The sequence below is a fragment of the Chryseobacterium sp. GM_Chr_2 genome, from assembly GCF_026540445.1.
GTDB lineage: Bacteria > Bacteroidota > Bacteroidia > Flavobacteriales > Weeksellaceae > Chryseobacterium.
Window position 1 is genome coordinate 549,079 of sequence record NZ_JALNUD010000001.1, and the last position, 25,928, is coordinate 575,006.

The 25,928-nt window shown below is 35.2% G+C and carries 26 protein-coding genes; 10 read left to right on the forward strand and 16 right to left on the reverse strand.

Features of this window, described 5'->3' with window-relative positions; genetic code table 11:
- Window positions 1-103: 103 nt before the first annotated feature.
- The gene (locus OXQ85_RS02475; RefSeq protein ID WP_267402134.1) at window positions 104-2,188 is read right to left on the reverse strand and encodes an outer membrane beta-barrel protein; all 2,085 of its coding nucleotides are present in this window, start codon (window positions 2,186-2,188) and stop codon (window positions 104-106) included.
- Between the two features lie 200 nt (window positions 2,189-2,388).
- On the opposite strand from OXQ85_RS02475, the gene OXQ85_RS02480 reads away from it, so the two are divergent.
- Together OXQ85_RS02480 and OXQ85_RS02485 are read left to right on the forward strand one after the other, a co-directional pair.
- Window positions 2,389-3,141, forward strand: coding sequence for a DUF3575 domain-containing protein (locus OXQ85_RS02480; protein WP_267402135.1), 753 nt, complete (start codon window positions 2,389-2,391; stop codon window positions 3,139-3,141).
- A 142-nt stretch (window positions 3,142-3,283) separates the two neighbouring features.
- Window positions 3,284-4,576 (forward strand): MFS transporter, encoded by a 1,293-nt coding sequence (locus tag OXQ85_RS02485; protein WP_267402136.1) that lies wholly within the window; start codon window positions 3,284-3,286, stop codon window positions 4,574-4,576.
- Between the two features lie 59 nt (window positions 4,577-4,635).
- Here the strand turns inward: OXQ85_RS02485 and OXQ85_RS02490 are convergent, their stop codons facing one another.
- On the reverse strand, window positions 4,636-4,848 hold the full coding sequence (locus OXQ85_RS02490; protein ID WP_267402137.1) for a hypothetical protein: 213 nt from the start codon (window positions 4,846-4,848) through the stop codon (window positions 4,636-4,638).
- Window positions 4,849-5,306: 458 nt separating this feature from the next.
- Here OXQ85_RS02490 and OXQ85_RS02495 point away from each other — a divergent pair, with 458 nt between their 5' ends.
- Window positions 5,307-5,651 (forward strand): hypothetical protein, encoded by a 345-nt coding sequence (locus OXQ85_RS02495; protein ID WP_267402139.1) that lies wholly within the window; start codon window positions 5,307-5,309, stop codon window positions 5,649-5,651.
- Here the strand turns inward: OXQ85_RS02495 and OXQ85_RS02500 are convergent.
- A complete protein-coding gene (locus OXQ85_RS02500; RefSeq protein WP_267402140.1) occupies window positions 5,646-7,403 on the reverse strand; it encodes an ABC transporter ATP-binding protein in 1,758 nt (585 codons plus the stop codon). The genes OXQ85_RS02495 and OXQ85_RS02500 overlap by 6 nt on opposite strands.
- A 253-nt stretch (window positions 7,404-7,656) precedes the next feature.
- Complete coding sequence (gene truA / locus OXQ85_RS02505) at window positions 7,657-8,391, reverse strand: tRNA pseudouridine(38-40) synthase TruA (protein WP_267402141.1); 735 nt, start codon at window positions 8,389-8,391, stop codon at window positions 7,657-7,659.
- A gap of 131 nt (window positions 8,392-8,522) precedes the next feature.
- Between truA and lpxK the strand changes: the two genes are divergently transcribed.
- The 5 genes from lpxK (at window position 8,523) to OXQ85_RS02530 (ending at window position 14,038) form a co-directional block, all read left to right on the forward strand.
- Entirely contained in the window at window positions 8,523-9,548 is a 1,026-nt protein-coding gene (gene lpxK / locus OXQ85_RS02510) for a tetraacyldisaccharide 4'-kinase (protein ID WP_267402142.1), read from the forward strand.
- Complete coding sequence (locus OXQ85_RS02515; protein WP_267402143.1) at window positions 9,532-10,347, forward strand: purine-nucleoside phosphorylase; 816 nt, start codon at window positions 9,532-9,534, stop codon at window positions 10,345-10,347. Before lpxK ends, OXQ85_RS02515 begins: the two co-directional genes overlap by 17 nt.
- 316 nt (window positions 10,348-10,663) lie before the next feature.
- Window positions 10,664-11,179, forward strand: a complete 516-nt coding sequence (locus tag OXQ85_RS02520; RefSeq protein ID WP_267402145.1) for a thioredoxin family protein — start codon at window positions 10,664-10,666, stop codon at window positions 11,177-11,179.
- A gap of 237 nt (window positions 11,180-11,416) precedes the next feature.
- Window positions 11,417-12,511: a DNA polymerase IV gene (gene dinB, locus OXQ85_RS02525; RefSeq protein WP_267402146.1), complete on the forward strand. Its 1,095-nt coding sequence runs from the start codon at window positions 11,417-11,419 to the stop codon at window positions 12,509-12,511.
- A gap of 48 nt (window positions 12,512-12,559) precedes the next feature.
- Window positions 12,560-14,038 (forward strand): alpha-amylase, encoded by a 1,479-nt coding sequence (locus OXQ85_RS02530; RefSeq protein ID WP_267402147.1) that lies wholly within the window; start codon window positions 12,560-12,562, stop codon window positions 14,036-14,038.
- 58 nt (window positions 14,039-14,096) lie between these two features.
- Here the strand turns inward: OXQ85_RS02530 and OXQ85_RS02535 are convergent, their stop codons facing one another.
- From OXQ85_RS02535 to OXQ85_RS02545, 3 genes are all read right to left on the reverse strand, one after another.
- Window positions 14,097-14,258, reverse strand: a complete 162-nt coding sequence (locus OXQ85_RS02535) for a hypothetical protein (protein WP_267402148.1) — start codon at window positions 14,256-14,258, stop codon at window positions 14,097-14,099.
- 103 nt (window positions 14,259-14,361) lie between these two features.
- Window positions 14,362-15,714 carry a carboxylesterase family protein gene (locus OXQ85_RS02540; RefSeq protein WP_267402150.1) on the reverse strand — a complete coding sequence of 451 codons (1,353 nt, stop codon included), beginning with the start codon at window positions 15,712-15,714 and terminating at the stop codon, window positions 14,362-14,364.
- 173 nt (window positions 15,715-15,887) lie between these two features.
- Window positions 15,888-16,790 carry a helix-turn-helix transcriptional regulator gene (locus OXQ85_RS02545; protein ID WP_267402151.1) on the reverse strand — a complete coding sequence of 301 codons (903 nt, stop codon included), beginning with the start codon at window positions 16,788-16,790 and terminating at the stop codon, window positions 15,888-15,890.
- Between the two features lie 174 nt (window positions 16,791-16,964).
- On the opposite strand from OXQ85_RS02545, the gene OXQ85_RS02550 reads away from it, so the two are divergent.
- Window positions 16,965-18,020, forward strand: coding sequence for an NAD(P)-dependent alcohol dehydrogenase (locus tag OXQ85_RS02550; protein WP_267402152.1), 1,056 nt, complete (start codon window positions 16,965-16,967; stop codon window positions 18,018-18,020).
- A 326-nt stretch (window positions 18,021-18,346) separates the two neighbouring features.
- On the opposite strand, the gene OXQ85_RS02555 is transcribed toward OXQ85_RS02550, so the two are convergent.
- Entirely contained in the window at window positions 18,347-18,712 is a 366-nt protein-coding gene (locus tag OXQ85_RS02555; RefSeq protein ID WP_267402153.1) for a helix-turn-helix domain-containing protein, read from the reverse strand.
- A 102-nt stretch (window positions 18,713-18,814) separates the two neighbouring features.
- Here OXQ85_RS02555 and OXQ85_RS02560 point away from each other — a divergent pair, with 102 nt between their 5' ends.
- Window positions 18,815-19,699, forward strand: a complete 885-nt coding sequence (locus OXQ85_RS02560; protein WP_267402154.1) for an NAD(P)H-binding protein — start codon at window positions 18,815-18,817, stop codon at window positions 19,697-19,699.
- A gap of 117 nt (window positions 19,700-19,816) precedes the next feature.
- On the opposite strand, the gene OXQ85_RS02565 is transcribed toward OXQ85_RS02560, so the two are convergent.
- From OXQ85_RS02565 to OXQ85_RS02600, 8 genes are all read right to left on the reverse strand, one after another.
- Window positions 19,817-21,124 (reverse strand): ectonucleotide pyrophosphatase/phosphodiesterase, encoded by a 1,308-nt coding sequence (locus OXQ85_RS02565; protein ID WP_267402155.1) that lies wholly within the window; start codon window positions 21,122-21,124, stop codon window positions 19,817-19,819.
- 127 nt (window positions 21,125-21,251) lie between these two features.
- Complete coding sequence (locus OXQ85_RS02570) at window positions 21,252-21,758, reverse strand: hypothetical protein (protein WP_267402156.1); 507 nt, start codon at window positions 21,756-21,758, stop codon at window positions 21,252-21,254.
- A 102-nt stretch (window positions 21,759-21,860) separates the two neighbouring features.
- Window positions 21,861-22,715 (reverse strand): AraC family transcriptional regulator, encoded by an 855-nt coding sequence (locus OXQ85_RS02575; RefSeq protein ID WP_267402157.1) that lies wholly within the window; start codon window positions 22,713-22,715, stop codon window positions 21,861-21,863.
- Window positions 22,716-22,861: 146 nt separating this feature from the next.
- A complete protein-coding gene (locus OXQ85_RS02580; protein ID WP_267402158.1) occupies window positions 22,862-23,605 on the reverse strand; it encodes a T9SS type A sorting domain-containing protein in 744 nt (247 codons plus the stop codon).
- A gap of 3 nt (window positions 23,606-23,608) precedes the next feature.
- Window positions 23,609-24,136 (reverse strand): ankyrin repeat domain-containing protein, encoded by a 528-nt coding sequence (locus tag OXQ85_RS02585; RefSeq protein ID WP_267402160.1) that lies wholly within the window; start codon window positions 24,134-24,136, stop codon window positions 23,609-23,611.
- Window positions 24,133-24,678 carry a YceI family protein gene (locus tag OXQ85_RS02590; protein ID WP_267402161.1) on the reverse strand — a complete coding sequence of 182 codons (546 nt, stop codon included), beginning with the start codon at window positions 24,676-24,678 and terminating at the stop codon, window positions 24,133-24,135. The genes OXQ85_RS02585 and OXQ85_RS02590 overlap by 4 nt, the downstream gene beginning before the upstream one ends.
- 11 nt (window positions 24,679-24,689) lie before the next feature.
- Complete coding sequence (locus tag OXQ85_RS02595) at window positions 24,690-25,031, reverse strand: cytochrome c (RefSeq protein ID WP_267402163.1); 342 nt, start codon at window positions 25,029-25,031, stop codon at window positions 24,690-24,692.
- 1 nt (window position 25,032) lies between these two features.
- The gene (locus OXQ85_RS02600) at window positions 25,033-25,872 is read right to left on the reverse strand and encodes a DUF5777 family beta-barrel protein (protein WP_267402164.1); all 840 of its coding nucleotides are present in this window, start codon (window positions 25,870-25,872) and stop codon (window positions 25,033-25,035) included.
- Window positions 25,873-25,928 lie beyond the last annotated feature (56 nt).

A 25,928-nucleotide genomic window follows, 5' to 3' on the forward strand; every position in this document is an offset into this window, starting at 1 on the left:
CCTGGGATTCTGCTTCTTATTTCTAATACAAAGATACATACGATCGGCGACAGAACATGTCGTATTAAATTTTATTAATAATTTTTTTAGGTTTAAAATTAATTTAGAAAGTCGCAGCCGGAGCCGTAGAATTATTCAGTTTCTTTTCCAAATTGGTCTTTTTACCTTTTGAAAAATCATAACTGATTCCTAATATAAACATCGATTTATTATTCATAATTCGGTTTACACGGCTGTAATTGACTAAACTTTCAGGTAAACTTTTCGTTTTATATTCCGAAGGCATTCCGATCCAGTACATTCCCGCGATAAAAGTCCATTCTTTTTGCTTATAGCTTCCGAAAATATGATTCTGATTCTCGTTGGTCGTTAAAAAAGCACCGCTCAATGTATAAACCGGAATATTAAGCTGATATTGCAGGCTGAAAGATTTGTATTCTGATGATAAAACGAAATTATTCGCCAGATAATTATTTTTGATTAAAGCTCCATTGCTCGTTCTGATAGTTTCTGAAGCGGGTGTTACATTCAACTTGGCAACTAATAAATTATTCCCAAAAGGTTTATAAGAACCCGATACCTGTACGCCAAACTGTTGAGAATTTTTGGTATTTTCATAGGTTAATGCATATCCGAAATCTTCATCTAACACATAATATTGATTGATGATTTTGTCTGTATATCGATAGAAAAGATTGGCATTAAAATCAAAATATTTATTATTCAAAGAGTAAATAAAATTATTCGCAAAAATCTGTTGAGACTTCAAAAACGGATTTCCTCTCTGCACAATATTCGGAGCCATTTGTACAATATTGCTACTCAGCGCCGCACTCCACGGACTTATTGGACGATAACTACTCGCAAATCGAAGACTCTGATTATCTTTTAGCTGATATCCTAAAATCACTTTTGGTGTGAACGACCACTGGTCGAAAGTATTTTCTGCACTTTTATTGTGAATATTTGTAAGCCCCGCGCCGATTCGGTAATTGAATTTCTTTACTTTTCCGGAAAATTCGGTGTAAAAATATTGTTCCAAATAATTAACACTGTATTCTGAAAAACCCGCTAAATTCTGAAGATCATTCGAAATATTCGTATTAGAAACTCGATATCCGGAAGATAATTTTCCGGCTTCAAAAGTATGAACGTGAGCCAATTCTCCCACAATTCCCGTCTGTTTGGTCTGCAAATTCATGTCATTATCAAAAACAGAAACTCCGGAAGGGACGATCCATTCTTTAGCAAATTCCGTGGTACTCGTGGTAAAACTTGAACCTACTATATTCACACTCAATTCGTCTTTTTTGCCTAAATTTTTAGAAAAATAAAGATCCAGAGTAGGCGTAGTATAATTAGATGAGCTATTTTTTAGCATCCCATGCTCCTCTGTAAGACCGTCTTTCGTAAAAATGCTACCTCCATTCCCTTTCACGAAAGTAGTGTAAATATCCAGATTCATTTTAGCTTGAAAAGTATAATCATCAGGCACTGCTCTTGTATACCTCAACGCCACATTCTGATAGGTATATCCAAAATGATCCACCTTATTCTCATCGGTACGATAATGGCTTCCATCCAGCTGATAATCGTAAATACTGTGAACTTTTCGGTTATCATAATCTCTTAAATTAATCGAATATTCGAGTCCGAAATTATTTTTCCCTTTGGTAAAGTTAGCATAAGCAGAACCATTCACGAAGCCGGTATTCAAAGCCGATCTTGCATCTGCTCCGAAAACATATCCTGTTTCTGTAGAACGTGTAATTAAATTTACCACCACATCCGCTCTAGTCGCCCATCTTGCCGGAGGAATATCGTAATATTCTACTTTTACCACTTCAGAAGGCGTAACACTTCGAATCTGCATATCGGTGGCTTCAATTCCGTTGATTAAAAATAAAGTAGTACCGCCTTTTGTGCTTTTTAATGTATTTTCAATAGGATCAAGTTGCAATTCGGGTAAAGTCTGGATAAGATCTTTTGCATAGCGAGCCTTTTCCAACGCTTCTTTATCAAAAGTATAAACTGCCTTGTCTGCAAATTGTTTTTTACGCTGAGCTTTCAAAATAACTTCCTGAATCTCTGCTGTTTTAGTTGTATCAATCGTATCGTTCTTTACATTTTCCTGAGAGAATACAAAAATTCCGCAAAGAAAAAGCACAGAACATATCGTTTTTTTCATAGGTTAAAAGTTGAATCATATTATAATAAAAGACAAGCTAGATTCGATATCCATTACATTTTGCCTTAATAATATTTTTCGCGAAATTATACATTACACGGGAATTTAATCTCAATTTTACAAACAAAATGTATTTTTATTTTATTTCAGCCCGTTTTTTGCTTTTAGTTTTATAACACCAAATTTCAAAATATAAAGTCATGAAAAAATATTTCATTATACTTCCGTGCTTTATTTTTTCAGGAATATCTGCACAGGAAATAACGACCGCTGAACCTTCGGAAAAGTTGAATATCATTAAAACGAACGTTACAGCGTATGCCTTTCGAAACATTAACCTCTCTTATGAAAGAGCCTTCACCGAATGGTTTTCATTAAATATGGGATTCGGCGTAATGCCGGAAGGAAAAGTTCCTTTTATCAACTCTTTTTTAAGTGATGAAGATGAAAAAAGATTTCAGAATCTAGAGGTAAAAGCTTTTAATTTCACCATCGAACCCCGATTTTACCTTGGAGCGGGCTACGGAAAAGGATTTTATATTGCGCCTTACTACCGTTATTCAAAAGTTACGTCTAATACTTTTGATTTTTATTATGACTATAATTTCAGCGGAACCACTTATCAAATTCCTTTAAAAGGAAACGGAAGCGCACATGGAAACAGCGGCGGACTGATGGTCGGCGTACAGTTTTTTTTAACCCGAAGTCAAAATTTAGTATTAGATTTTTGGATTGCCGGAGCCCATTATGGAGCCGGAAAAGGAGATTTCACCATGACCAGCGATGTTATTTTAACACCCGATATGCAGGCTCAGTTGAAAAAAGAGATTGAAAATCTAGACATTCCTTTTGTGAATTATACGGTGGAAACCAATGCGAACGGAGCCAAAGTAAACGTTGATGGACCTTGGCTGGGTATACGAAGCGGTCTTTCTTTGGGATATAGATTTTAAAATTTATTATAAATATTTGTAAAACCGTTCATATTTTGAGCGGTTTTCTTTTTCATAAATATTCTAAGAACCTTTAAATTGACTTTTAATTAAATATTTTCTCAATTTTTATCTATGTTGAAAAAATTTATATCTTTCCTTCATGAATTCACCACAAATCACCACCGCACAAAGAATCAAAGCGATTGTAGGCGGTTCTATCGGAAATTTGGTAGAATGGTACGACTGGTACGCGTATGCCGCATTTGCCATCTACTTTTCACATTCATTTTTTCCGGATTCTGATCTTACAGCTCAATTACTAAACACCGCGGGAATTTTCGCGGTCGGTTTCCTGATGCGACCTGTCGGAGGTTGGGTTTTCGGAAGTATTGCCGATAAAATCGGAAGAAAAAAAGCAATGACTTTCTCTGTTTTATTAATGTCATTTGGTTCATTATTAATCGCTTTAACGCCAACTTACAAAACAATCGGAGTTTTGGCTCCTACCCTACTTTTATTAGCCAGACTTTTACAAGGATTAAGCGTGGGCGGCGAATATGGAGTTTCGGCAACCTACCTCAGCGAAATGGCAACCGAAAACCGGAGAGGATTTTATTCAAGTTTTCAATATGTAACCTTGATTGGTGGCCAATTGATCGCCTTGGGAATTCAATTGATTTTACAGAAATTATTATTAACAGAAGCTCAACTGGAAGATTGGGGATGGAGAATTCCTTTTGTAATCGGAGCCCTGCTTTCTATGATCGCATTGTATCTTAGATCAAACCTTCATGAAACGGAAGCTTTTGAAAATAAAAAAGAAGTCAGCGACAAGAAAAAAGGAAGCATCAGCGAACTTTTAAAACATCCTAAAGAATTAATTACAGTGGTTGGTTTGACCTTAGGTGGAACATTGGCATTTTACACCTACACCACTTATATGCAGAAATTTTTGGTGAATACCGTTCATTTAACTAAAGAAGAATCAACTTTAGTTTCCTTTGTTTCTCTGTTTATTTTTGCATGTTTACAACCCGTTTTCGGAGCCTTATCTGATAAAATCGGAAGAAGACCTTTATTATTATCATTTGGAATATTGGGAACGCTTTGTACATATCCGCTTTTAACGGCTTTAAGTGAAACCACTTCTATGTGGGGTGCTTTCTTTTTAATTATGGCTGCTTTAATTATTGTAAGTGGTTACACCTCAATCAATGCCGTAGTAAAAGCTGAACTTTTTCCTTCTGAAGTAAGAGCGTTGGGCGTAGGATTACCTTACGCGTTAACCGTTGCCATTTTTGGGGGAACCGCGGAATACATCGCCCTTTGGTTTAAACAGGCTAATATGGAGTACTATTTTTACTGGTACATTACTGCGTCTATCTTCTTTTCGCTTGTAGTTTACGCAAGAATGAAGGACACCAAGAAAACGTCTACCTTAGATAAAGACTAAACTTTTTTGTATATAAAAGTAGCGCGCCTCAGACTTCGTCTGAGGCGCGCGTTTATTTTTTAGTGATAAGCCTGTTTGAACTTTTCAACCATCGTATCTAGCGTATGACGCTGAACATAGATGGTCTTCACGTCCTCATATCGTGGAGATTTATAGTATACTTCATGGAAATCCATGCTTCCGTTTCCTACCTTCACGATTTTCTGCACATCAATATTCAACTTTTTCAACTCACTTTTGAAAACTTGGAATTCGTCTTGGATATTATTCATTTGTCGATTTTGGATTTTAGTTAAAAATTAGTGTTTTATATCAAACACCCTACCAATTTTTAGGGGTGAGGGTGAAATTTTGACTAAAGTTAATAATTTATTAACACAAAAACAATATTAAATTGATAATTATTTAAACTTTTTCAAAAATTAAAAACAATTTAGCAACATATTTTCATTTTTATTAAAAATATCGTGCATGTAAAATCATTTTAAATATATCACAACCGCGATGAATAAAGGTTTTTCAATATTTTTTACTTAAAAAATATTGGTTCTGTTTAAAATTTATGATTTTTAACAAAAAAGTTTTTTAAGTATTTTTAAAACAGCTGTATACCTTTATTTCAGTGATTCAAAATGAAGCAATAAAACAAGAGTTATTTTGTTAAAGTAATTTTTCATAATTCTTACTTTAACCTCAGCCTTAATTTAGCATCTTAAAAAGAAACAATAACATGAAAAACTCAAAATTATTTCTTTTACTGATCTTATTATTTTCCGGAATGAGTTACGCTCAAAAGAACGATGTTACAATCACTGTCAAAGAAAAAGGAAAAACTGCCAAAACAGTAGAGAAACAGGAAAACCTTCCGCATTTTATTCAATTTGGAATGATGTCTAAAAATCATCAAGCATTCAGAAGTAAGTATAAAATTGATATAAAATATGAAAACTGTGTGATCAGTCCGACCGCTTCAAAAATGGCAAAAGAAAACAACCTTGCGATTGCAAAGTTGTTGACTGAAAAATATGGTGATAGCTGGAAAAAAGAGCTGGAAATTATTCCTTACGGGTTATAATTTGCTTTCCTCTTCCAGTTCTATTTCGTGTCTCAATTGGGCTTTGTATAAAGTGGCGTAATATCCGTTTTTATCAAGAAGTTCTAAATGCTTGCCTTCTTCAACGATTTTACCGTGTTCCATGACGATAATTTTATCGGCTTTTTCAATGGTTGAAAGTCGGTGTGCAATAATGATAGACGTTCTGTTTTTCGTAATTTTTTCCGTTGCTCTTTGGATTAATTTTTCACTTTCGTGGTCGATGGAAGAAGTAGCTTCATCCAAAATCAAAATCTTTGGATCTGATAAATACGCTCTCAAGAAAGACAACAGCTGTCTCTGACCAAGAGAAATCGACGAACCCCTTTCGCTCACCACATAATCGTAACCGCCCGGAAGTTGCTCGATAAACTGATCTACTTCAATTTCTTTGGCACCGGCTTTTATTTTATCTAAAGTAATGGTTTCATCACCAAACGAAAGGTTTTCAAAAATACTTCCGTGGAAAAGGAAAACATCCTGTAGAACCACTCCGATATGGCTTCTCAGGTTGTACAGTTCGTAATCCTTCAGATTAACATCATCAATTAAAATATTTCCTGAATTAATATCATATAATCTTGTAATCAAGCTGATAATCGTAGATTTTCCCGCACCAGTTGCTCCAACGATTGCAACAGTTTCTCCCGGATTTACTTTAAAATCAATTCCTTTTAAAACTTCCTGCTTTTCATCGTATGCAAAACGTACATCCTGAAATTCAATCTTACCATTGAAATGATCTTTCTTTACCGTTCCCTCATTTGGCATCGCAAAATCTTCGTCCATTAATCCCAACACTCTTTCTGCTCCTACAATTCCTCTTTGGATATTGTTGAATCGGTCAGCGATTTGTCTCAAAGGACGAATCAACATAGAAATATATTGAATAAATGCAATCACAACCCCTGCACTAATCGTGATATAACCTCCATAAAAAAGGATAAACCCGATGAAAAGGGATGAAATTAATTCCACCACAGGAAAGAATAATGAAAAGATGAAAACGGTTCTCAACAAAGCTCCTTTCAGCGTGATATTAATATCATCAAACTTTTTAAACTCAGAATCCTGTCTGTTAAATACCTGAATAATCGACATTCCCGCCAGTCTTTCCTGAACAAAAGAGTTTTGATTGGCCGTCCAGTTTCTTTCATCTCCAAACGCCTTTTTAAGTCTTTTTTGGAAAAATCTTGTGATAACCACCATTAATGGTAAAATTCCGAGTGTGATATAACTTAAATGAACATCGGTACTGAACATCATAATCAGCACAAAAACAATTCTTAGAATATCTCCGAAAACCATTAAAAAGCCGTCTGTATAAACCGTTGCAATGGTTTCAACATCACCAACTGCTCTTGTTACCAGCTGCCCAATAGGTGTTTTATCAAAAAAAGAGGTTTTAAAGTAAATCAGCTTTTCATATAATCTCTGTCTGATATCACGAATTACATTTTGAGAAATATAATTGGAGAAATACACTAAAAAAAAGTTCAGCACGGTCTCTGCAAAAACCAATCCTACCAGCAGATAAATATGTTTCATCATCAAAGCTTTATCCTGCAGCTTCGTGATGTCATTATCTACCACTTGCATCGTAAGATAAGGTCTGTAAGTAGAAACTATTGAAAGTATGATGGAGATTATCAGGGTGATGATGAACCAAGAACGAAACTTCATCCCAATAAAGAACAGCCTCTTAATAATATCCCAAGTATCTTGTTTTTTCATTGTTCGAATTGAAGAAAGAATTAATTTAAAAATTCTCTGCAAAAATAAGGCTTTCTAATTTTACAAGCTTTACAAGTTTGTGAAATACTCATGAAAATTACAGATAGGTGTTATTTATGGTATAGATGGCTTTTAGTCATCACTCTTTTTCTCAGGAGTAATTTCCCGCTTTCCACTATATCTTTTTCGCCAACGCTTTTTTCAAGCCATCTCAAAAAAAAGGATGCCGTTGCATTATGAAGAATGAAATAACCTAATCAAAATCATACCCAACATCCACCAGATACAGCCCGTGAGCCGGCGCAGAAGTTCCTGCAGAATTTCGGTGTTTGTCTTCAATTACTTTTCGAAGATCTTCAGGTTTTATTTTCCCTGAACCAATTTCCACCATCGTTCCAACAATCGCTCTTACCATATTTCTTAAAAATCGGTTGGCAGAAACGGTGAATTTCAGTTCGCTTCCGTTTTGTTCCCACTCTGCTTTATACATTTTGCAGATATTGGTTTTGTTGTCTGTTTTCAGTTTAGCGAAACTTGTAAAATCCTCATATTCAAATAAAATCTTACAGGCTTCGTTCATTTTATCAATATCCAACCCTTTTCGCCAGTGTTGCCAAGCAGATTCTTGTGTAAACGGATTTTTATCCAAAGAAATATAATACTCATACGTTCTGTACGTAGCATCAAAACGTGCATGAAAATCATCTTTTACCGGAAAGATCCTTTTAATGGAAATATCCTGTGGAAGAAAACTGTTCAGCCTTCGCGTAAGACCTTCATCCAACACTTTTTCGGTGTCAAAGTGAGCAAAAATTTTCTTGGCATGAACCCCAGTATCTGTTCTCCCCGCTCCTGTCGTTTTTATTTCTTCTCTTAAAATCGTGGAAAGTGCTTTTTCCAATTCTTCCTGCACAGAAATAGCATCCGGCTGTATCTGATAGCCGAAATAATTTTTACCGTTGTAGGAAAACTCAATAAAATACCTCAATGTAATTAATATAACTCCACAAAAGTACTTTAATTTAATAATAATCCGGAATAGATTTTTTAAAATAAATATTGAAAAGAAGCTACCATATTGAAGCAAATCCCTGTGAAAATTCTTATTTTTGCAATCGTATGAAAAGATGGTACCTTTATCCTTTTTCCCTCGGTTATCATTTGGTCACGGGTATCCGAAACACAATGTATGATCTGGGAATATTTAAATCTACGAAATTCAAAACTCCGATAATCTGCGTCGGCAACCTTTCTGTGGGCGGTAGCGGGAAATCGCCAATGGTGATGTACCTTGCTCAGTATCTCTCTAAACATTACAGAACGGGAGTGCTTTCGCGCGGCTACGGAAGACTGACGAAAGGCTACGAAGTCACCAATTACGAGAGTAATTACAAGATCGTAGGTGATGAAGCGATGCAGTTATTTGAACGTTTTAAAAACCGTTTTGTCATTGCCGTTTCTGAAGAGAGAGTTCCAGGTGCCAAAAAAGTAATCAGCGATATGGATCTTGATGTGCTGGTATTGGATGATGCCATGCAACACAGAGCCATCAAGCCGGGATTCAATATTATGATGACCGATTTCAATGATCCTTATTTTAAAGATTATCTTCTTCCTGCCGGGGATTTGCGAGAATCCAGAGCAGGTGTAAAAAGAGCTGACATCGTTATGGTAAGCAAATGTCCCGATGAGCTGACGGAGGAAACCAAGCAATATTATATTTCGAGAATAAGACCCGATCGCACCCAAAAAGTATTCTTTTCATCCATCGGGTATGACGAAAATGTGTACGGAAGAGAAAAAATGCTTCCCGACAATAACCTAAATTATTACGATATCCTTCTCATCACAGGAATTGCCAACCCGGCACCACTTATTCAGCATTTGTCTAAATTTTCGCAAAGGGTAAAGCATTTGAAATTCAGAGATCACCATAATTTTTCTGAGGATGATATAAAAAAAATCGTTGCAGAATATAAAAAATTAGGTGAATACAAATTGATCTTAACTACTGAGAAAGATTATGTTCGTCTAAAATCTTTTGACTATCTTAGTGACATTCTTTACTACTGGCCTATCAATGTCATTATTGATAAAAGAGAAGAATTCGATCAAATCATCTTAGATTATGTTAGAAAAAATTAAGGAGACTGCAGATTTCATTAAAAGTATTATTCAGGATACACCTGATTTTGCCATTATTTTAGGTTCCGGATTAGGGAAACTTCAGGATGAAGTACAAGCCCTTCATGTATTGGAATACAAAGACATTCCTAATTTTCCACATACTACCGTTGTTGGACATGGCGGAAAATTAATCTACGGAATTTTAGAAGGTAAAAAAGTATTGATGATGAGTGGCCGTTTTCATTATTATGAAGGTCATTCTATGGAAACCGTAACTTTCCCAATACGTGTTTTTAAATTGCTGGGAATTCAAAATCTTATCCTTTCCAACGCTTGTGGCGGAGTAAATCCTGATTACAATGTCGCTGATATTGTGATTTTAAAAGATCATATCAATATGATGCCCGAACATCCGCTTCGTGGCAAAAACATTGATGAATTGGGACCTCGCTTCGTAGACATGAGCGAACCATATAACAAAAAAATGATTTCTGTGGCTGAAAAAGCAGCTCAGGAAAATAATATCAACATTCATCAGGGAGTTTATGTAGCATTGCAAGGTCCCACTTTTGAAACTCCAGCAGAATATGGCATGATAAAAGCCATTGGTGGTGATATGGTAGGCATGAGCACTGTTCCAGAAGTCATCGTAGCCAAACATATGGAAATGGATTGTTTCTGTATTTCTGTGATCACTGATTTAGGCGGTCCCGATATTGCCTTTGCCGTTTCTCATGAGGAAGTTCTGAACGCTGCTAATAAAGCAATGCCGAATGTAATTGCGGTAGTGAAAGGTTTAGTGAGAACTTACCAATAAAATAAATTTAAACTTGACATCTTAATTTTCTTAATTTAAATAAACTTTGTTTATTTTCTCTTTTAAACATTAAGAATTTAAGTAATTTACAATGTTTTAAAATTAAGAAATCAATAAATTAATTTGGTTTAAGCCATTTAAGCATAAAGTTTTAAAAATCTTAATCACTTAATGTTTAATTAATTTTTTTACTTAATCTGCGAAAAATATAGGCATTTATAGAAAAATTCAATCTCTTAAATTTTTACTAAATAATAAGAAACCAGTTTCAAATTGCGTTTCATTGTTTAGATTTGCATAAAATGAAATTGAAAAAATGAGAAAGTTACTATTAATTTTAATGATAAACATTTTCGGACTTAGCTATGCACAGGAGGTTCCGAAAGTTTTAAAAACCAGTTTTTCTAAAGAAGCTTTAGCTCAGAAATTGGAAAACAAAGAAGGGAAAACCGTAACAATACAACAAATTCTTGATCAGCATAAAGGAAAAGTTTTAGTGATCGATTTTTGGGCCGGATGGTGCAGAGATTGTTTAAAAGCGCTTCCGAAAGCCAAAGAACTGGAAGAAAGTAATAAGAATATTGATTTTGTATTCCTTTCACTAGACCGTTCCAGAGAAGGTTTTGAAAAAAGTATTGAGCGATTCGAAATGAAAGACAAAGAAAATTATTGGTTTTCAACAGGCTGGAAAAATGATTTCAATAATTATATTGACCTAAACTGGATCCCACGATATATGGTGATCGATCAGAAATCGGCGATTGCAAAATATTATGCTATTTCTCCGGAAGATCCTGAAATTCAATCAACAATTGATAAACTACTCAAATAAATCGACATAGGAAATTGAGACGTTAAGAAAATAAAATCTGTGAGCGTAAAAAAATTCTACTGTTTGAGCGCGAGAGGAATTTAGAACTGAAAAACAAAATTTTAATTCGCGCGAGTTTTAGAATTTTAGAGAACAGAGTTTATTTTTAGTTGAAATTTCCAAGTCTTGAATTTTTGTTTCTTTTGTTTCAAGACAAAAGAAATTAATTTAAAAAATACTAATCCATATCTTTGCGGTATGGATTTTTCTTTTCCCGTTCGCAAAATAATTCACGTTGATATGGACGCATTTTATGCTTCCGTAGAGCAGCATGATGATCCTACGCTAAAGGGAAAACCTATTGCCGTGGGTGGCGGGCACAGAGGTGTCGTTTCTGCAGCTAGTTATGAAGCCCGAAAATTCGGAGTTCGTTCTGCGATGCCCAGTAAAACAGCAAAAGAGAAATGTCCGCATCTTATCTTTGTTCCGCCGCGTTTTGCACGGTATAAAGAAATTTCAAAAAAAATCAGGGAAATTTTTTACGAATATACCGATTTGGTAGAACCACTTTCTCTGGATGAAGCCTATTTGGATGTTACAGAAAACAAAAAAGGAATAGAATCTGCCAATCAGATTGCTAAAGAAATTCGTCAGAAAATTTTTGAAGCCACAGGATTAACTGCTTCGGCCGGAATTTCCGTCAATAAATTTTTAGCTAAAGTTGCCTCAGACATCAATAAACCAAACGGACAAAAAACCATTCATCCCGACAAGCTTGAAGAATTTCTTGAAGAATTACCCGTTGAAAAATTTTACGGTGTTGGAAAGGTTACGGCTAATAAAATGTTTAGCCTAGGAATCTATAAAGGAAAAGATTTAAAGAAAAGATCAATAGAAGATTTGACGAGAATGTTCGGAAAATCCGGCGGCTATTATTATAATGTCGTTCGCGGAATTCATAATTCGGAAGTAAAACCTCATCGAATACAGAAAAGTGTCGCGGTGGAAAGAACTTTTTTTGAAGATTTATTTGACCAGCAACAGGTAAATGAAAAACTGGAAAGTTTAAGTGAAGAACTTCATACCCGACTGCAAAAAAATAATATTCTCGGAAGAACATTAACGCTGAAAATTAAATATAAAGATTTCTCTCTTTTTACGCGAAGCATTACCAAAGAAGAATATTTTTCGTCTTCTGACCAGTATTTCAAAACCGGAAAAAAACTTTGGGAACTGAGACCGTTCGATAAACCTGTTCGTTTGCTGGGTTTATCATTATCTCATCTTAATACGGAAGAAAAAAAACAGGTTTCCGTTCAACTAAAAATTCCGTTTACAGAATTTGAGGATTGATAATCTCGATTTTTTTCGCTAAATTGTTAGTACCAAATTTTACAATTTATGAATGAAACGATGATTCAGTTCTTCCACTGGTATTCAGACGGGGATGGAAAGCTTTGGAAAGAAGCAGCACAAAACGTAGATTATTTATCTGATTTAGGAATCACTTCGGTGTGGTTTCCTCCGGCTTACAAAGGCGCAAACGGCGGTCATTCTATTGGCTACGATGCTTATGATCTTTTTGATCTTGGTGAATTTGATCAGAAAGGAACAATTCCCACAAAATACGGAACCAAAGACGATTATATTAAAGCGATTAAAGCCTTAAAAGAAAAAAACATTCAGGTGATTGTTGATATTGTTTTGGGACATAAAGGCGGCGGCGACGAGCTGGAAACTTTTAAAGTCGTAAAAGTAGACGAAGAAAATCGTGAGAAAATAATTTCAGACGAGATCGAAATTCAGTCGTATACCAAATTTACATTCCCCGGAAGAGAAAAAAAATATTCAGATTTTGAATGGAATTTCACTTGCTTCAGCGGCGTAGATTATGCTGAAGGAATGGATTCTCATATTTTCAAGATAAAAAATGAGTACGGAACAGAATGGGAGGAAATGATTGACGATGAAAAAGGAAACTATGATTACCTGATGTATAATGATGTGGAACATCGTAATCCTTTTGTTCGGGAAGAGCTGAATAGCTGGGCGAAATGGTATTTTGATGAAACCGATTTCGACGGTGTGCGACTAGATGCTTTAAAACATATTTCTTTTGATTTTTATAAAGAATGGCTGACACTGCTACGATCCAATTCCGGAAAAAATATATTTGCTGTTGGTGAATACTGGGCGCCCGGGCAATTAAATTTACTACAAAAATACATTGAAGCAACCGAAGGATGTATGAGTCTTTTCGACAGCTCGCTTCACAATAATTTTCATACGGCTTCTCATGAAGGAAGTTCTTATGATCTGCGACGGATTTTTGATGAAACGCTTACGCAGGCAGATCCGCTTCACTCGGTGAGTCTGGTGGATAACCATGATACTCAGCCTTTGCAGGATTTGGAAGCTCCTGTTGAAAAGTGGTTTAAACCTTTGGCTTATGCACTTATTTTATTGCGAAAAGATGGTTATCCCTGTGTATTTTATCCCGATTTATACGGTGCGCATTATGTGGATAAAGACAGAGAAGGCAATGATCAGGAAATATTTTTGGATAAAGTTGACGGGATTGAAGAACTGCTAAAAGCCAGAAAATATTATGCATATGGCGAAGAAAAAGATTATTTTGAAGATGCCAATTGTTTGGGTTGGGTTCGTGAAGGCGATGAAGAACATTCAGGATGTGCAGTTGTTTTAAGTAATAAAGAAGCCTATGAAAAACCTATGGAAATGGGTGAAAAATATATCGGACAGGAATTTTATGATTTCCTAGGAAGATTTGAAGAAACAGTGACCATTGATGAAAACGGTTGGGGAAACTTCCCTGTTCCGGCTGGAAATGTAAGTGTTTGGATACCTAAATCTGAATAAATTAAAAATAAAAAGCATACACATTTGGTTGTGTATGCTTTATTTTATTAATTAATGATTAGCAAAAAATATGTTGACAGCTCCACATATCCATTGCCCATTCGCAGCAATAGCCATCTTCATTATAATTACAACAGTATCGGTCGCGAATGGCAATTCCGCCTTTTATTGTTTTAAGTTGTTCACGATCGATCTTTCTTAGATTTTGTTTGTTTTTCATGATTGATATATTTTATGTTTAGTTCTTTTAAATATACATAAAATATCACACAATGATGAATATTATTTCATAAATATCTAATAATATTATATTTAATACAATTTCATTTTGTCGAAAAATTTAGTTTTTGAAGGTTTAAAATTTCCGAGAAATCTGTGTTGGAAATATTGCCTGTTCGCGCAAATTCTGCCCATGCAAAACGAAGTTTTTTCCCGTGTTCATCCACCTTTTCCAAAGAAATATCTTTCAGTAAATCTGCCGTTTTCCAAGCTTCTTTGTCTGCAAAAACAAGAGGCAAATCAATACAATGAGGAGCACCTAAATAATTAGTTTTCAGTTTAGAGTGAATGTTGAATAAATAAATATTTCCTTCGGCTTTTGTATAATTTTCAGCAAATATCTTCGCAGGTTTTTCATAAATTATTTCGGTGGTTAACCTGATCAGTTTATTTAAAATACTCAAACCCATTCCTTTTATGAAATATCTGTTCAGTTTTTCCGAAGTTTTTAAATAAAAGGAAGTCTCATCATGATTAAATCCTATCAGTACATCATATTTTTTGGCGTTCTGTTTCCACTTTTCTGTCGATTCGTTTTCTGAACATAAAGGAGGAAAACCATACTGAACACCGAAAGGCATGGCTGCTTTCAAGCCGTATTTCATTACTGACGGAACAAAATTCCTATATTCATCCATCATTTTTAAAACATCTTTTTCATCTTTCAAATGCTCTGTTTTTCTGAGAAATTCTTCAGACATTTTCTGACGTTTATGTCGTAATCCCAACGGAGCACTTGGGATAATTACCCGCTGAAAAAGCCCTTCTACACCATCCGAAATCATTAAATGAGCAATGGCATCGCCACCGGAAGACTGTCCCAAAAGGGTTACATTTCCTGGATCGCCGCCAAAACCATGAATATTATGATGAATCCATCTTAAAGCTTCAATAATATCAAATAATCCCAAGTTGGGAATTCTATCCCCGTTGCCTCCCAGAAATCCAAATAATCCCAATCTGAAAGTTACGGTAACCACAATTATGTTTTGCTCTTTAACCCAAACTGAAGGATTGGAAGTTGGAAGATCTCCACAGCCAATTTCATGGGAACCGCCATGAATCCAGACTACAACGGGTAATTTTTCATTTTCATTCATAAACTCCGGACGAAAAACAGAAAGATATTGGGGAGATTCATCAACTTCAAAACTTTCAATATGCGTCGGGCCGATCATTCTTTCAACCAACGGACTGATCGTTTGTGGACAAACCGGTGTTTTTTCAGGGAAAATAATTTCTGAAGGAGAATTCTCTATCGGAACAGGCTTTTGATAACGCTCCGATCGAGCATAGCGAATGCTTTTAGCTTTAATAATTCCATTTTCCTTTAAGGCTAAAATTTTCCCAAAAGGAGTCTGAAAAGTATGAGTTCCGAGTTTTTGTTGTGATGTCATAGGATCTAGGCTTTTAACAGTAAACATTTGGCTATAAGCTTATTTCAATCACAATTTACGATTTTTTGTTGAGGGTTGATGGTTTTTGGTTGATAGTTGCTGGTTTAAGATTCTATCTGAAAAAGCCATTAACTTCTAGCCGCCCGCTTCCGGCTTCCCGCCTGCGTAAAAAATTAATTCAATGCTTTAAATTCGCTTGGAGAAACCCCAACCTTGCTTTTGAACAGTCGTGTAAAATGCTGTGGATATTTAAACCCAAGATCGTAAGAAATTTCACTGATCGATTTTGAAGGAAAGAAAATCTGTTCTTTGGCCACTTCTATCAATTTATTATGAATATATTCCTGTGCGGAAATTCCCAGTTCTTTTTTGATCAGATCTCCGAAATAATTAGCAGAAAGATTAAGCTGTTCAGCAAAATAATTAACCATCGGGAAACCGAGACTTTTAGGTTTATCAGATTTTAAATATTCATCTAACGAATTTTCAAACTTACCAATAACACCCTGATTTACATGATCTCTGGTTAAAAACTGGCGGTCATAAAAGCGCATACAGTAATTCAAAAATAATTCAATATTATTCACAATTAATGACTTGCTGTGCTTATCGATGGATTGTTCTAATTCAAGCTTAATATTTTTAAAACATTCCAGGACGATTTCACGTTCCTTTTCAGAAAGATGCAAGGCCTCATGAACTTCGTAAGAGAAGAAATTATAGTCTTTAATATTTTTCCCGAGATTGGTTCCTTTAATCAGGTCCGGATGAAATATCAAAGCATAACCTCCCGGCTGAACGTAATTTCCGTCATTATTAATTCCATAGATCTGCCCAGGAGCGATAAAAACCAAAGTTCCTTCCTGATAATCGTAGCTGTGCTTTCCATAATGCATATCGCCACACATAATATCTTTAAGAAAAACCGTATAAAAACCAAACGTTCTTCGGAACTGGCAGATAGGATCCGACTTCGAAAAATCAATAATACTCACCAGCGGATGCATGGTTTCATGGTTCGCCATCTTATTATATTCCGAAACGCTGTTATAAACCTCAACCTTTTGATCTTCCATGAAATACACTTTTATTCTTATTCAAAATTACCACTTTCCGGCGGACATTTCACCGTTTCAGTAAAATTGGTAAATCTTTCTGTAATTTATATAAGCGGGATTCAGGTAAAAGTTTCGACTTTTGTATCGGAAAAAGTCAGGAATATTTAAAATTTAAACTAAACGAAAAGACAAATGAGTACATTCACAGTAAAAGCTTACGGAGCAGAATCGAGCACTGCCGATTTAAAGGAATTAAATATTACAAGAAGAGAGGTAACGCCACAAGATGTAGAAATTGAAATTCTATATTGCGGAGTTTGCCACTCAGATCTTCATACTGCAAGAAATGACTGGGGCGGATCTATGTATCCTGCGGTTCCGGGACACGAAATTGTGGGAAGAATTACCAACGTAGGAAGCGGAGTTTCTAAGTTTAAAGTTGGAGATTTGGCTGCCGTAGGTTGTATGGTAGATTCTTGTGGAGAGTGTGAAAGCTGTAAACACGATCTTGAGCAATATTGCCAAAACGGTTTCACAGGAACTTATAACGGACACGACAAACATTTGGGCGGACAGACTTTTGGAGGTTATTCTCAAAAAGTTGTGGTAGATGAAGGATTTGTATTAAGCGTACCTGAAAACTTAGATCTGGCTGCCGTTGCACCACTTCTTTGCGCAGGAATCACAACTTGGTCACCTTTGAGACATTGGAACGTTGGTCCGAATTCTAAAGTTGCGGTTGTAGGTTTAGGAGGCTTGGGACACATGGCAATTAAACTGGCAAAAGGTTTGGGCGCTGAAGTAACTTTATTTTCAAGAACGCCGGGAAAAACGGAAGATGCTAAAAAATTAGGAGCAGATCACGTGGTGATTTCTACGGAGCAAGATCAGATGGATGCTGTAAAAGGTAAATTCGATGTCATTATCGATACCGTTCCTTACGAACACGATATCAACCCTTATATGCACACAGTTGCCCTGAACGGAACTTTAGTATTGGTAGGTTTTGTAGGTGAATTTGAAAATGAATCTCCAAGCACAAGACCAATGATTTTCCAACGTCGTTCTGTAGCAGGATCATTAATCGGAGGAATTGCTGAAACTCAGGAATTACTTGATTTCTGCGGAAAGCATAATATTGTTTCTGATATTGAATTGATCAAGATGCAGGATATCAACGAGGCGTATGAAAGAATGCTGAAAAGCGACGTGAAATACCGTTTCGTGATTGATATGCAATCTCTATAAATCTTCGTATATTTTAACTGAAAGACTCTTCATTTTTGGAGGGTCTTTTTTATGGTTGATAGTTGATAGTTGATAGTTGATAGTTGATAGAAGTTACATTTTAGATTATAAACTTGTTTAAATTTTTTTACCACAAAAGAAGCAAAAGATTTTTACACTTTAGTTATTTTAAGTTGAATAATTAAATTCAAAAAAGAGCACATAAGTAAAAAAAATCAAAGATTTTTTCTTTTTGCAAACTTTTGAAAGACTTTAAATAAACCCAATAAAGGCTTTTGCCTCTTTTGCGGTTAAATTTAAAATGAGTTTAAATATACTTTGCTACATTAATTACTATACTTTCCATCCATATCTTTAAAAGCCCATTCTGCCATAGAGTTAATCACAGGAATTAACCCTTTTCCAGCTTCGCTTAATTCGTAGGTTACGTGGGGAGGAACTACAGGTTTTGCAGTTCGGATGACCAAGCCGTCGGCTTCGAGCTGTTTTAAATGCTGAATCAACATTTTCTCTGTAACGGCAGAAATCGCGCGCTTCAATTCGCTGTATCGTTTATCACCGTTCGAAAGATGATATAAAATAATTGGCTTCCAAAATCCACCGATTTTCTCCATCACATACGTTACAGGGCATAAATCGAGTGCATATTTTTTATTTTGCTGAATGGTTGAACTTTCTTTAATAGCTGTCATAATTAAACACACTTTAGGGTAAGTACTTGTATAAAAGTAAGTACAAATATACCTTTGTATCAGGAAATAAAAAAGTAATTATCAACAAAAAATAAAATTATTATGAAAATTGTAATAACAGGTTCATTAGGGAATGTAGCAAAACCTCTTGCTCAACAATTAATTGCAGAAGATCATGACATCACTATCATCAGCAGCAATGATGCTAAAAAGTCTGAAATTGAAGATTTAGGTGCAAAAGCAGCAATTGGATCGATCACGGATTTAAACTTTTTAGTGAATACTTTTCAAGATGCTGATGCTGCATTTTTAATGACTCCTCCGAATATGGGTGGAACGAATATCGTTGAAAACACCATTAATGCCGGGAAAAATTATGCTGAAGCTATCAAGCAAACCGGAGTTAAAAGAATTGTCATGCTCAGCAGTATCGGTGTAGAATCTCCTGTTGAAAACGGACCGATTAAAGGGCTTCATTTTATCGAAAAATTTTACAATGAACTGGAAAATACTTCTGTTACTTTCTTAAGAGCCGGATATTTTTATATCAATTTCTTCAATGATATTCCTTTAGTTAAAAATGCAGGAATTATTGGGTCTAATTTCCCTTCAACGGCAACAGTTCCATTGGTTCATCCAACTGATATTGCAAAGGCTGCAGCGAAAGAATTAGTTAACAATTTTGAAGGTAAGAATGTGAAATATATTGTGAGTGATGTTCGCCCAGCATCTGATTTTGCAACCGTTTTTGGAAATGCTATTGGAAAACCAGAACTACCATGGATTGAGTTTAAAGATGAAGATTCTCTAAACGGAATGCTTCAGGCCGGGTTACCTCAGGAAATGGCTGAATTGTATACTGAAATGGGACGAGGAATCAGAACAGGTGTTGTGCAAAAGGATTTTATTGAACATGGTTCTGTTGTGAATGGAGACGTTAAATTAGAAAATTTTGGGAAGGAATTTGCTGATAAGTTTAATGCTTAATTTCTTTTGTCTTGAAACAAAAACTCATTGAAAACGTTATTAAAAAATAATTTCGGCGAGCCAAAGGCTCGCCGAAATTATTTTTTGATAAATTGATAGGGTTAAAACCCTATCCTATTATAAGTCGTCCCTTCGGGACTTTCTATTTTTCTCTTTCAAAATTCCTTTTAGTACCTTGAATTTACCATCAATAGGTTGATCAATTTTTAATCCTAAAATATCTGCAACTAAAGGATAAACATTAATATTAGCAAATTCATTGATGACCAGATTATTTTTAAATTCGGGTCCCCAGGCAAAAAATGTGGCTTTCATTTCAGGAACTTCTTTTGGATTGTATCCGTGTTTTCCAACAGACGTTTTTTTACCTTTTTCCAGGAAGATCTTTGGAGCTTTTGGAATTAATAAAATTTGCCCGATTCGGTCATATTTATCATCTTTTGTTCCAAAGTGAAGATATTTTGGTAATTTTTTATCCAGATATACTTCATAATCATCCGTTTTGTTTGCTTTCAATTCTTTATAAGCACTTTTTACATCCGCCGGATTTTTTACATATACTCTCAATAAAGTCTGAGAATTATAAAAATCAAATTTTTCTTTATTAAAAAGCATTGCCGGAATTTCTAACGGAGTTCCGCCATCAACTTTTATCATTCCGTGGTCTGAAACAAAAACAAAATTGACGTTCTTCAATCCTAAAGCATTTACTTTCTGCACCAATTCACCAATCGCATTATCAACCAAATGAACTGCCGTTTCGGTTTCTTTTGTATCCGGACCAAAATGATGCCCGCTTCCGTCAACTTCGGGGAAATATAATGAAATAAAATGCGGTCTTTGATCCATCGGTAATTTTAACCAATTCACAACTTTTTCCACTTTTTCAGAGGGTGTGAATTTTTCGTGATAAGGATAATAATACGTTGGTCTTTTTCCTCCTGCCTCACTCGCAGAACCCACCCACATTAAAGAAGCTGAAACCATCCCCTGTTTTTCTGCCAATGCCCAAAGCGGAATTCCGCCGTACCAGCTTCCGTCTTCCGCATTTTTCTTATTGCTCATTGCATACGTTTCTTTTCTCTTATAATCGTAAAAAAAATTATCGATCAAACCGTGATGAGAAGGATATAATCCTGTAATTAAAGACCAGTGATTCGGAAAAGTGATGCTCGGATAGCTCGGAATCATCGCTTTTGCCTGAACGCCTTCGCTAGAAAATTTCAACAAATTTTCGGCATTGTATTTTTTAGCATAATCATAACGGAAACCATCGGTAGAGATCATGATTACGTAAGGTTTTGTCTGTGCATCAACGCTGTTATGTCTGTTAGGAATAACGACCTGTGCGGTATCCACCGTTTCTTTCTGAGCAAAAACTGCCAATGAAAAAATCAACAGTAAAAATTGTAATCCTCGCTTCATTATAAAAATTTTCAGCAAAGTTACCTCCTGTTTTTCTGAATGAAAAATTATATGGATTAAAATAAATTTAAATATGATTAAAACTAAAAAATGTTCATCAATTCGATTAATTAACACTTATCTTTGCTTAAATATTAAATGAATTCTTTTGTAATTTATTAATTTTCATTTGTTTGATAATCTGATAAACCGATCCCATAATAAAAAGTATAAAAATCACAAGCAAAGTCTTACCGATTAACGGATCATTGATATCTTTAGCCAAAGGATGCCCAACCGGAACTCTGGTAAGAGTTTCATTGACAGTGGGAAGCATCGACAGCAGAAAACTGAACGACATGAGAAAATTCTCAAAATAACGAGTTTTATTATGACCTTCTTTTTTGCTGTGGAGATAAAATGCAGCGGTTACAAGAATTAAAATAAGTAAAGATAGTATATGTCCTGCATTAAAACCTCCGTGCTTGGAAATTCCTAATGCGGTAAGCGAAGTGATGATCGTAAAATAAAAATAAATCTTACCCGACATATTTTTCAAATTAATTTTACCGAATCTGATAAATGATATTAAAGCAGATACAATGGCAACAACGCCAATAACCGTGTGGAAAATTCCTAAATTTGATAGTCCCATTTTAGTATTTTTTTGAATTTGTTTTCTTTTAAAATTGTATGTCTTAATTAACATTACAAAATTGCATCAGATTCAAAAAAAGTACTTTGCGAATTGGCTCAATTATTTATCATTTTGGTTCAACCGATATTTTGTGGGCGGAACATTATATTTTTCGGTAAAGCTTCTGGTAAAATTGGCAAGATCATTAAATCCGCAATCGAAGGCAATTTCAGAAATACGTTCATCAGAAACCAAAAGCAATTCGGCCGCCTTCTCCAGCTTCTTCGTTTTAATATAATTGGCTGGGGTATCATTATAATGTTTTGCAAATTCGCGTTTGAAAGAGGAAACGCTGAGGTTATGATGCTTTGCTAACTCTTCAATCGTAATATCAGAAAACAGGTGAGCTTCTATGATTTGTTTAAAATTATAAGTCGCTGGCGAAAAAAGCTGCGATAATATTATCTGAACCGCTTCAATATTCCTGGTCTGTGAAAGTAAAAGAATGATTTCTTTCAGTTTAAGAATAAGAAGCTCTTCGTTTACCAAAGAAGGATTTTCAAAATAAAATAATAATCCTTCAATATATTTCTGAATTAAAAAATCATTGTTTATCTCTTCAATTGATTTATTTGAAATTACCTCTTTCTGAGATTTAAGCAATTGAGGCAACTCTTTATCATAAATTTTTTTGAGTATTTCGGGGTGAAAATTGATAATGAGAATTTCATTCTTATTATCTAGGTTTTCGCTGCTAATCTGCTTGTCAGATTTAATACAATTCTGGAATAGCGAATGTTTTGCCGGCAGATTTTTCTTCTCATCATCCAGTTTATACTGCATTTCGCCTTCCAGCATATATAAAAAACAGGCATTATCCGTGATGGGAAAATCAAAGGTAAAGGGTGATTTTAAAACCAATTTATGCAATAAAGGTTTCCCAAATAAGTCATATTTTTTATGGTCGATTATCATAATTCTGTAATGTTGATTTTTCTTTTTAAAATAATCTCATAAATATAAATTGCAGATAAATGTATTGAAATACTTTTAATTTAGATCATAAAAAATCCTGAAAGCTTAGACTTCCAGGATTATGATTATTCAAGATTTCGATTCAACTATTCTTTAATCAATTGTTGATAAGAAGTTGTTCCGTCTTTCAAAGTGATTTCAAAATAATAATTTCCGGATTTTAAATCATTAATACTGATATTTTCTCCGTCTACCATTACAGTTTTTACTTTTCTTCCTGTAGCTTCATAAATATCAACAGACTTAATTTTATCGGTATTTTTAAAACTCACAGTTTCTTTTGCCGGATTTGGATAAAGCGTCACTTTTTTATTAGCCAAAGTCGTTTCACTTGTTCCCAATGTGGCTCCCATCGTCAAGGCTGCATATCCTCTGTTTCCACTGTGGTAGCCTAAACTTTGGCTTCCTGCAGTTCTTGCATAGAAAATATTGATGGAACCTGCCGCATTCAAAATAGGAAAATCACCACTTCCGCCATTAAGAGATCTCGTGGCAACAACCGTTCTTGTACTTCCTGAAACCGTGTTAGAAGTCTGTGTCCAATCTTGGGAAGCATCTGCCGTTGGCGTGGTCATTCCGCTAAAAGTATAATCTCTATTTGCCGAAGAATTATAAATAAAACCGTCCGAACCCGATGCCATTCCCACATTTCCAAAACCAATTCCCAACATAGAATTACTGTCACCAATTAATGTGATTGTTACTGTAGTCGCGTTGGTATCCAACTTGACCGTCATTCCGGCAGCCGGTAAACTTACCGTTCCTGAGCTAAACTGTGCCCATGCAAAATTAGCAAGAGCCAAACTTAATGTTAGTAGAACTTTTTTCATATTTTAATTTTTTAAGAGGTTGATGATTTCTTTATTGTTTGTTTGCAGCGCATATTCAAAAGGAGTCATTCCCTGCGCATCTTTGATCGATTTATCGGCTTTGTGTTGAAGCAGTAATTCCGTAAGTTCTTTGTTTCCGAATTTTACAGCCCAGAATAAGGGGGTAAATCCTGTAGCATCCGCGATATTTGGGTTCGCATTTTTAGATAAAATATACGTTACCAAATCCTTATTATACTTTACAGAAAGCCCAGCCAATGCCGTTCCTTCCTGACTTTTATAATTGATATCTTTCACATGATCCATCAAAAATTTAGCAACTTCCACATTGCCTCTGTAGCACGCCAGAATAAGCGGCGAAAAGCCATTTTCATTGGTTTGATTGATGATATCCGGGTTCTGCTTCATCTGTTCTTTTACTTCATCCACTGTTCCGCTTCGGGCAATATCGAAAATTGACCTTGCCTTTTCCTGAGCAGAAATAAAGGTAAAACTCAGTAAAAAATTTAATAATAGAATTAACTTTTTCATGGTTTTGCCATTACATAATTGTATTCTACTTTTACAGTTTCAGCTACTTTTTTCATTACCATTTTAGGAATGGTTACTTTATAATCTGCCGCTTTCGCCATGAAACTTCCCTGAACATAAATTTTTCCGTCTTTTGAATAAATCGTTGCATTGGATGTCACAGGATTTTCTACTCCGTGAAAATTCAATTTTCCCTGAATGGTATATTTCTGCGGATTTGCCGTTAATTTAGATTTATCAAAATTGGCAATTTTTCCAGTGAATGTTGATTTCGGATATTTTGCCGTTTCTGCATAATTTTCGTTGAAATGCTCTTCCATTAATTTCGTTTTAAAATGGAAATTTTTCACCGCCGAAACCGAAGCGATATCACCGGTATCTGCATTTATAACGACAACATTGTTATCATCCTGAGCAAAAATATCTTCAAACAAAGGAACCGATGCTTCAAAGGTTACTTTTCCGGTTTTCGAGCTGTATTTCTGAGCCAAAGCAAGGTTCGACAATACTAACGATACAATAATTAGTGCTGATTTTTTCATATTCATTACATTTAATTTTCCAAAAGCCCATCTGCTTTCCATTGAACAATAACATTGATCTGGCTTCCCGATAAAGAGCCACCCTGAGGCATTTTCAGCGGATCACCGTTCTGTCTCTGAATTCTGTTGATAATCGCATCGATATTGGTTTTCACATCGCTGTAAGTTGTTAATGGTTTAAAACTTCCTGCTCCGTGGCAACCGATACAATTGTTATCAATAATGGTCTTTACTGCGGTATTATATTTTACCACTTCCGTGATTGGTGTGTTATCTGAAATTTCTTCATAGGTTCTGCTTTCACACGAAATAAGGAAAACAAAACCTGATAATATGTAGAATAATTTTTTCATTTTAAAAAACTCTATAAAGGTTAAACCCAAAGAAAACCTGTCCTTTTCCCCATTTTCCGGTAGCATTCGTAAGATATCCTATATCCGAATTCAGCTGGGAATTGGAGAATAAAAGCTGGAAAACGTGACCTCCCGTCTCAATATCCAAGCCCAAAGACAAAGGATTTTGATAGAAACTGTGGTTATCGAAATTCACGAAATATTCCGCGTTGATAGAAACTCTTTTAGAGATTTTGTAACGACCTCCCAACCCTGTAAGAAACTGATTTTTGTCTTCAACAATTGGTTCGTAAAGATTTTTGTGAACATAAGACGGCGTTAATTGCAAAGAAAAATTCTCGCTAAATCTTCTCGAGATCAAAGCCTGTGTAAGGTAAGAAAGTCTGTCGCCAAACTTCAGATGAGGATAATTGTCTTTATCCAGATCTGTATTTACAGCCATTACGTTGTAACCTACGATGTCAACCGGGAAATTATCGCTTTGTTTTACCAGTTTGTACTTTGCGCCACCCTCAAAAGTTTTCATATTCGTTTCTCTTGAAAGGCTTAACGTAAGTCCGTCGGTAACGCCATAGATTACGCCCAGTTTGGTGGAAGCATCATCTAGACCAAAGAAATCTTTGAACCCTTTGCTTACATCTCCAAAACGGTGTGCAACAACGATGTACCATTCGTTTTTGGCAGCTAATTTTGTGGATTGTCCCGTGACAATCTGCAGCGCCTTAAAGGCAGGCTGTTGAATTTCGGGTGTTTTGATAGTATCGATATCCTTCAACAAATCTTCCTGAGAATAGGCAAGAATTGAAGCGAACATCGACAAAAAGAAGAAAGTTTTTGTCATACAAATTTTTGTTTAATTATTCGTATGACAAACTTATTGCGTTATGAATTCAAAAG

Coding starts and splice junctions, on each gene's coding strand:
- OXQ85_RS02475 (WP_267402134.1), bottom strand. CDS start 2,188: ATGAAAAAAACGATATGTTCTGTGCTTTTTCTTTGCGGAATTTTTGTA.
- OXQ85_RS02480 (WP_267402135.1), top strand. CDS start 2,389: ATGAAAAAATATTTCATTATACTTCCGTGCTTTATTTTTTCAGGAATA.
- OXQ85_RS02485 (WP_267402136.1), top strand. CDS start 3,284: ATGAATTCACCACAAATCACCACCGCACAAAGAATCAAAGCGATTGTA.
- OXQ85_RS02490 (WP_267402137.1), bottom strand. CDS start 4,848: ATGAATAATATCCAAGACGAATTCCAAGTTTTCAAAAGTGAGTTGAAA.
- OXQ85_RS02495 (WP_267402139.1), top strand. CDS start 5,307: ATGAAAAACTCAAAATTATTTCTTTTACTGATCTTATTATTTTCCGGA.
- OXQ85_RS02500 (WP_267402140.1), bottom strand. CDS start 7,403: ATGAAAAAACAAGATACTTGGGATATTATTAAGAGGCTGTTCTTTATT.
- lpxK (WP_267402142.1), top strand. CDS start 8,523: ATGAAAAGATGGTACCTTTATCCTTTTTCCCTCGGTTATCATTTGGTC.
- OXQ85_RS02515 (WP_267402143.1), top strand. CDS start 9,532: ATGTTAGAAAAAATTAAGGAGACTGCAGATTTCATTAAAAGTATTATT.
- OXQ85_RS02520 (WP_267402145.1), top strand. CDS start 10,664: ATGAGAAAGTTACTATTAATTTTAATGATAAACATTTTCGGACTTAGC.
- dinB (WP_267402146.1), top strand. CDS start 11,417: ATGGATTTTTCTTTTCCCGTTCGCAAAATAATTCACGTTGATATGGAC.
- OXQ85_RS02530 (WP_267402147.1), top strand. CDS start 12,560: ATGAATGAAACGATGATTCAGTTCTTCCACTGGTATTCAGACGGGGAT.
- OXQ85_RS02535 (WP_267402148.1), bottom strand. CDS start 14,258: ATGAAAAACAAACAAAATCTAAGAAAGATCGATCGTGAACAACTTAAA.
- OXQ85_RS02540 (WP_267402150.1), bottom strand. CDS start 15,714: ATGACATCACAACAAAAACTCGGAACTCATACTTTTCAGACTCCTTTT.
- OXQ85_RS02545 (WP_267402151.1), bottom strand. CDS start 16,790: ATGGAAGATCAAAAGGTTGAGGTTTATAACAGCGTTTCGGAATATAAT.
- OXQ85_RS02550 (WP_267402152.1), top strand. CDS start 16,965: ATGAGTACATTCACAGTAAAAGCTTACGGAGCAGAATCGAGCACTGCC.
- OXQ85_RS02555 (WP_267402153.1), bottom strand. CDS start 18,712: ATGACAGCTATTAAAGAAAGTTCAACCATTCAGCAAAATAAAAAATAT.
- OXQ85_RS02560 (WP_267402154.1), top strand. CDS start 18,815: ATGAAAATTGTAATAACAGGTTCATTAGGGAATGTAGCAAAACCTCTT.
- OXQ85_RS02565 (WP_267402155.1), bottom strand. CDS start 21,124: ATGAAGCGAGGATTACAATTTTTACTGTTGATTTTTTCATTGGCAGTT.
- OXQ85_RS02570 (WP_267402156.1), bottom strand. CDS start 21,758: ATGGGACTATCAAATTTAGGAATTTTCCACACGGTTATTGGCGTTGTT.
- OXQ85_RS02575 (WP_267402157.1), bottom strand. CDS start 22,715: ATGATAATCGACCATAAAAAATATGACTTATTTGGGAAACCTTTATTG.
- OXQ85_RS02580 (WP_267402158.1), bottom strand. CDS start 23,605: ATGAAAAAAGTTCTACTAACATTAAGTTTGGCTCTTGCTAATTTTGCA.
- OXQ85_RS02585 (WP_267402160.1), bottom strand. CDS start 24,136: ATGAAAAAGTTAATTCTATTATTAAATTTTTTACTGAGTTTTACCTTT.
- OXQ85_RS02590 (WP_267402161.1), bottom strand. CDS start 24,678: ATGAAAAAATCAGCACTAATTATTGTATCGTTAGTATTGTCGAACCTT.
- OXQ85_RS02595 (WP_267402163.1), bottom strand. CDS start 25,031: ATGAAAAAATTATTCTACATATTATCAGGTTTTGTTTTCCTTATTTCG.
- OXQ85_RS02600 (WP_267402164.1), bottom strand. CDS start 25,872: ATGACAAAAACTTTCTTCTTTTTGTCGATGTTCGCTTCAATTCTTGCC.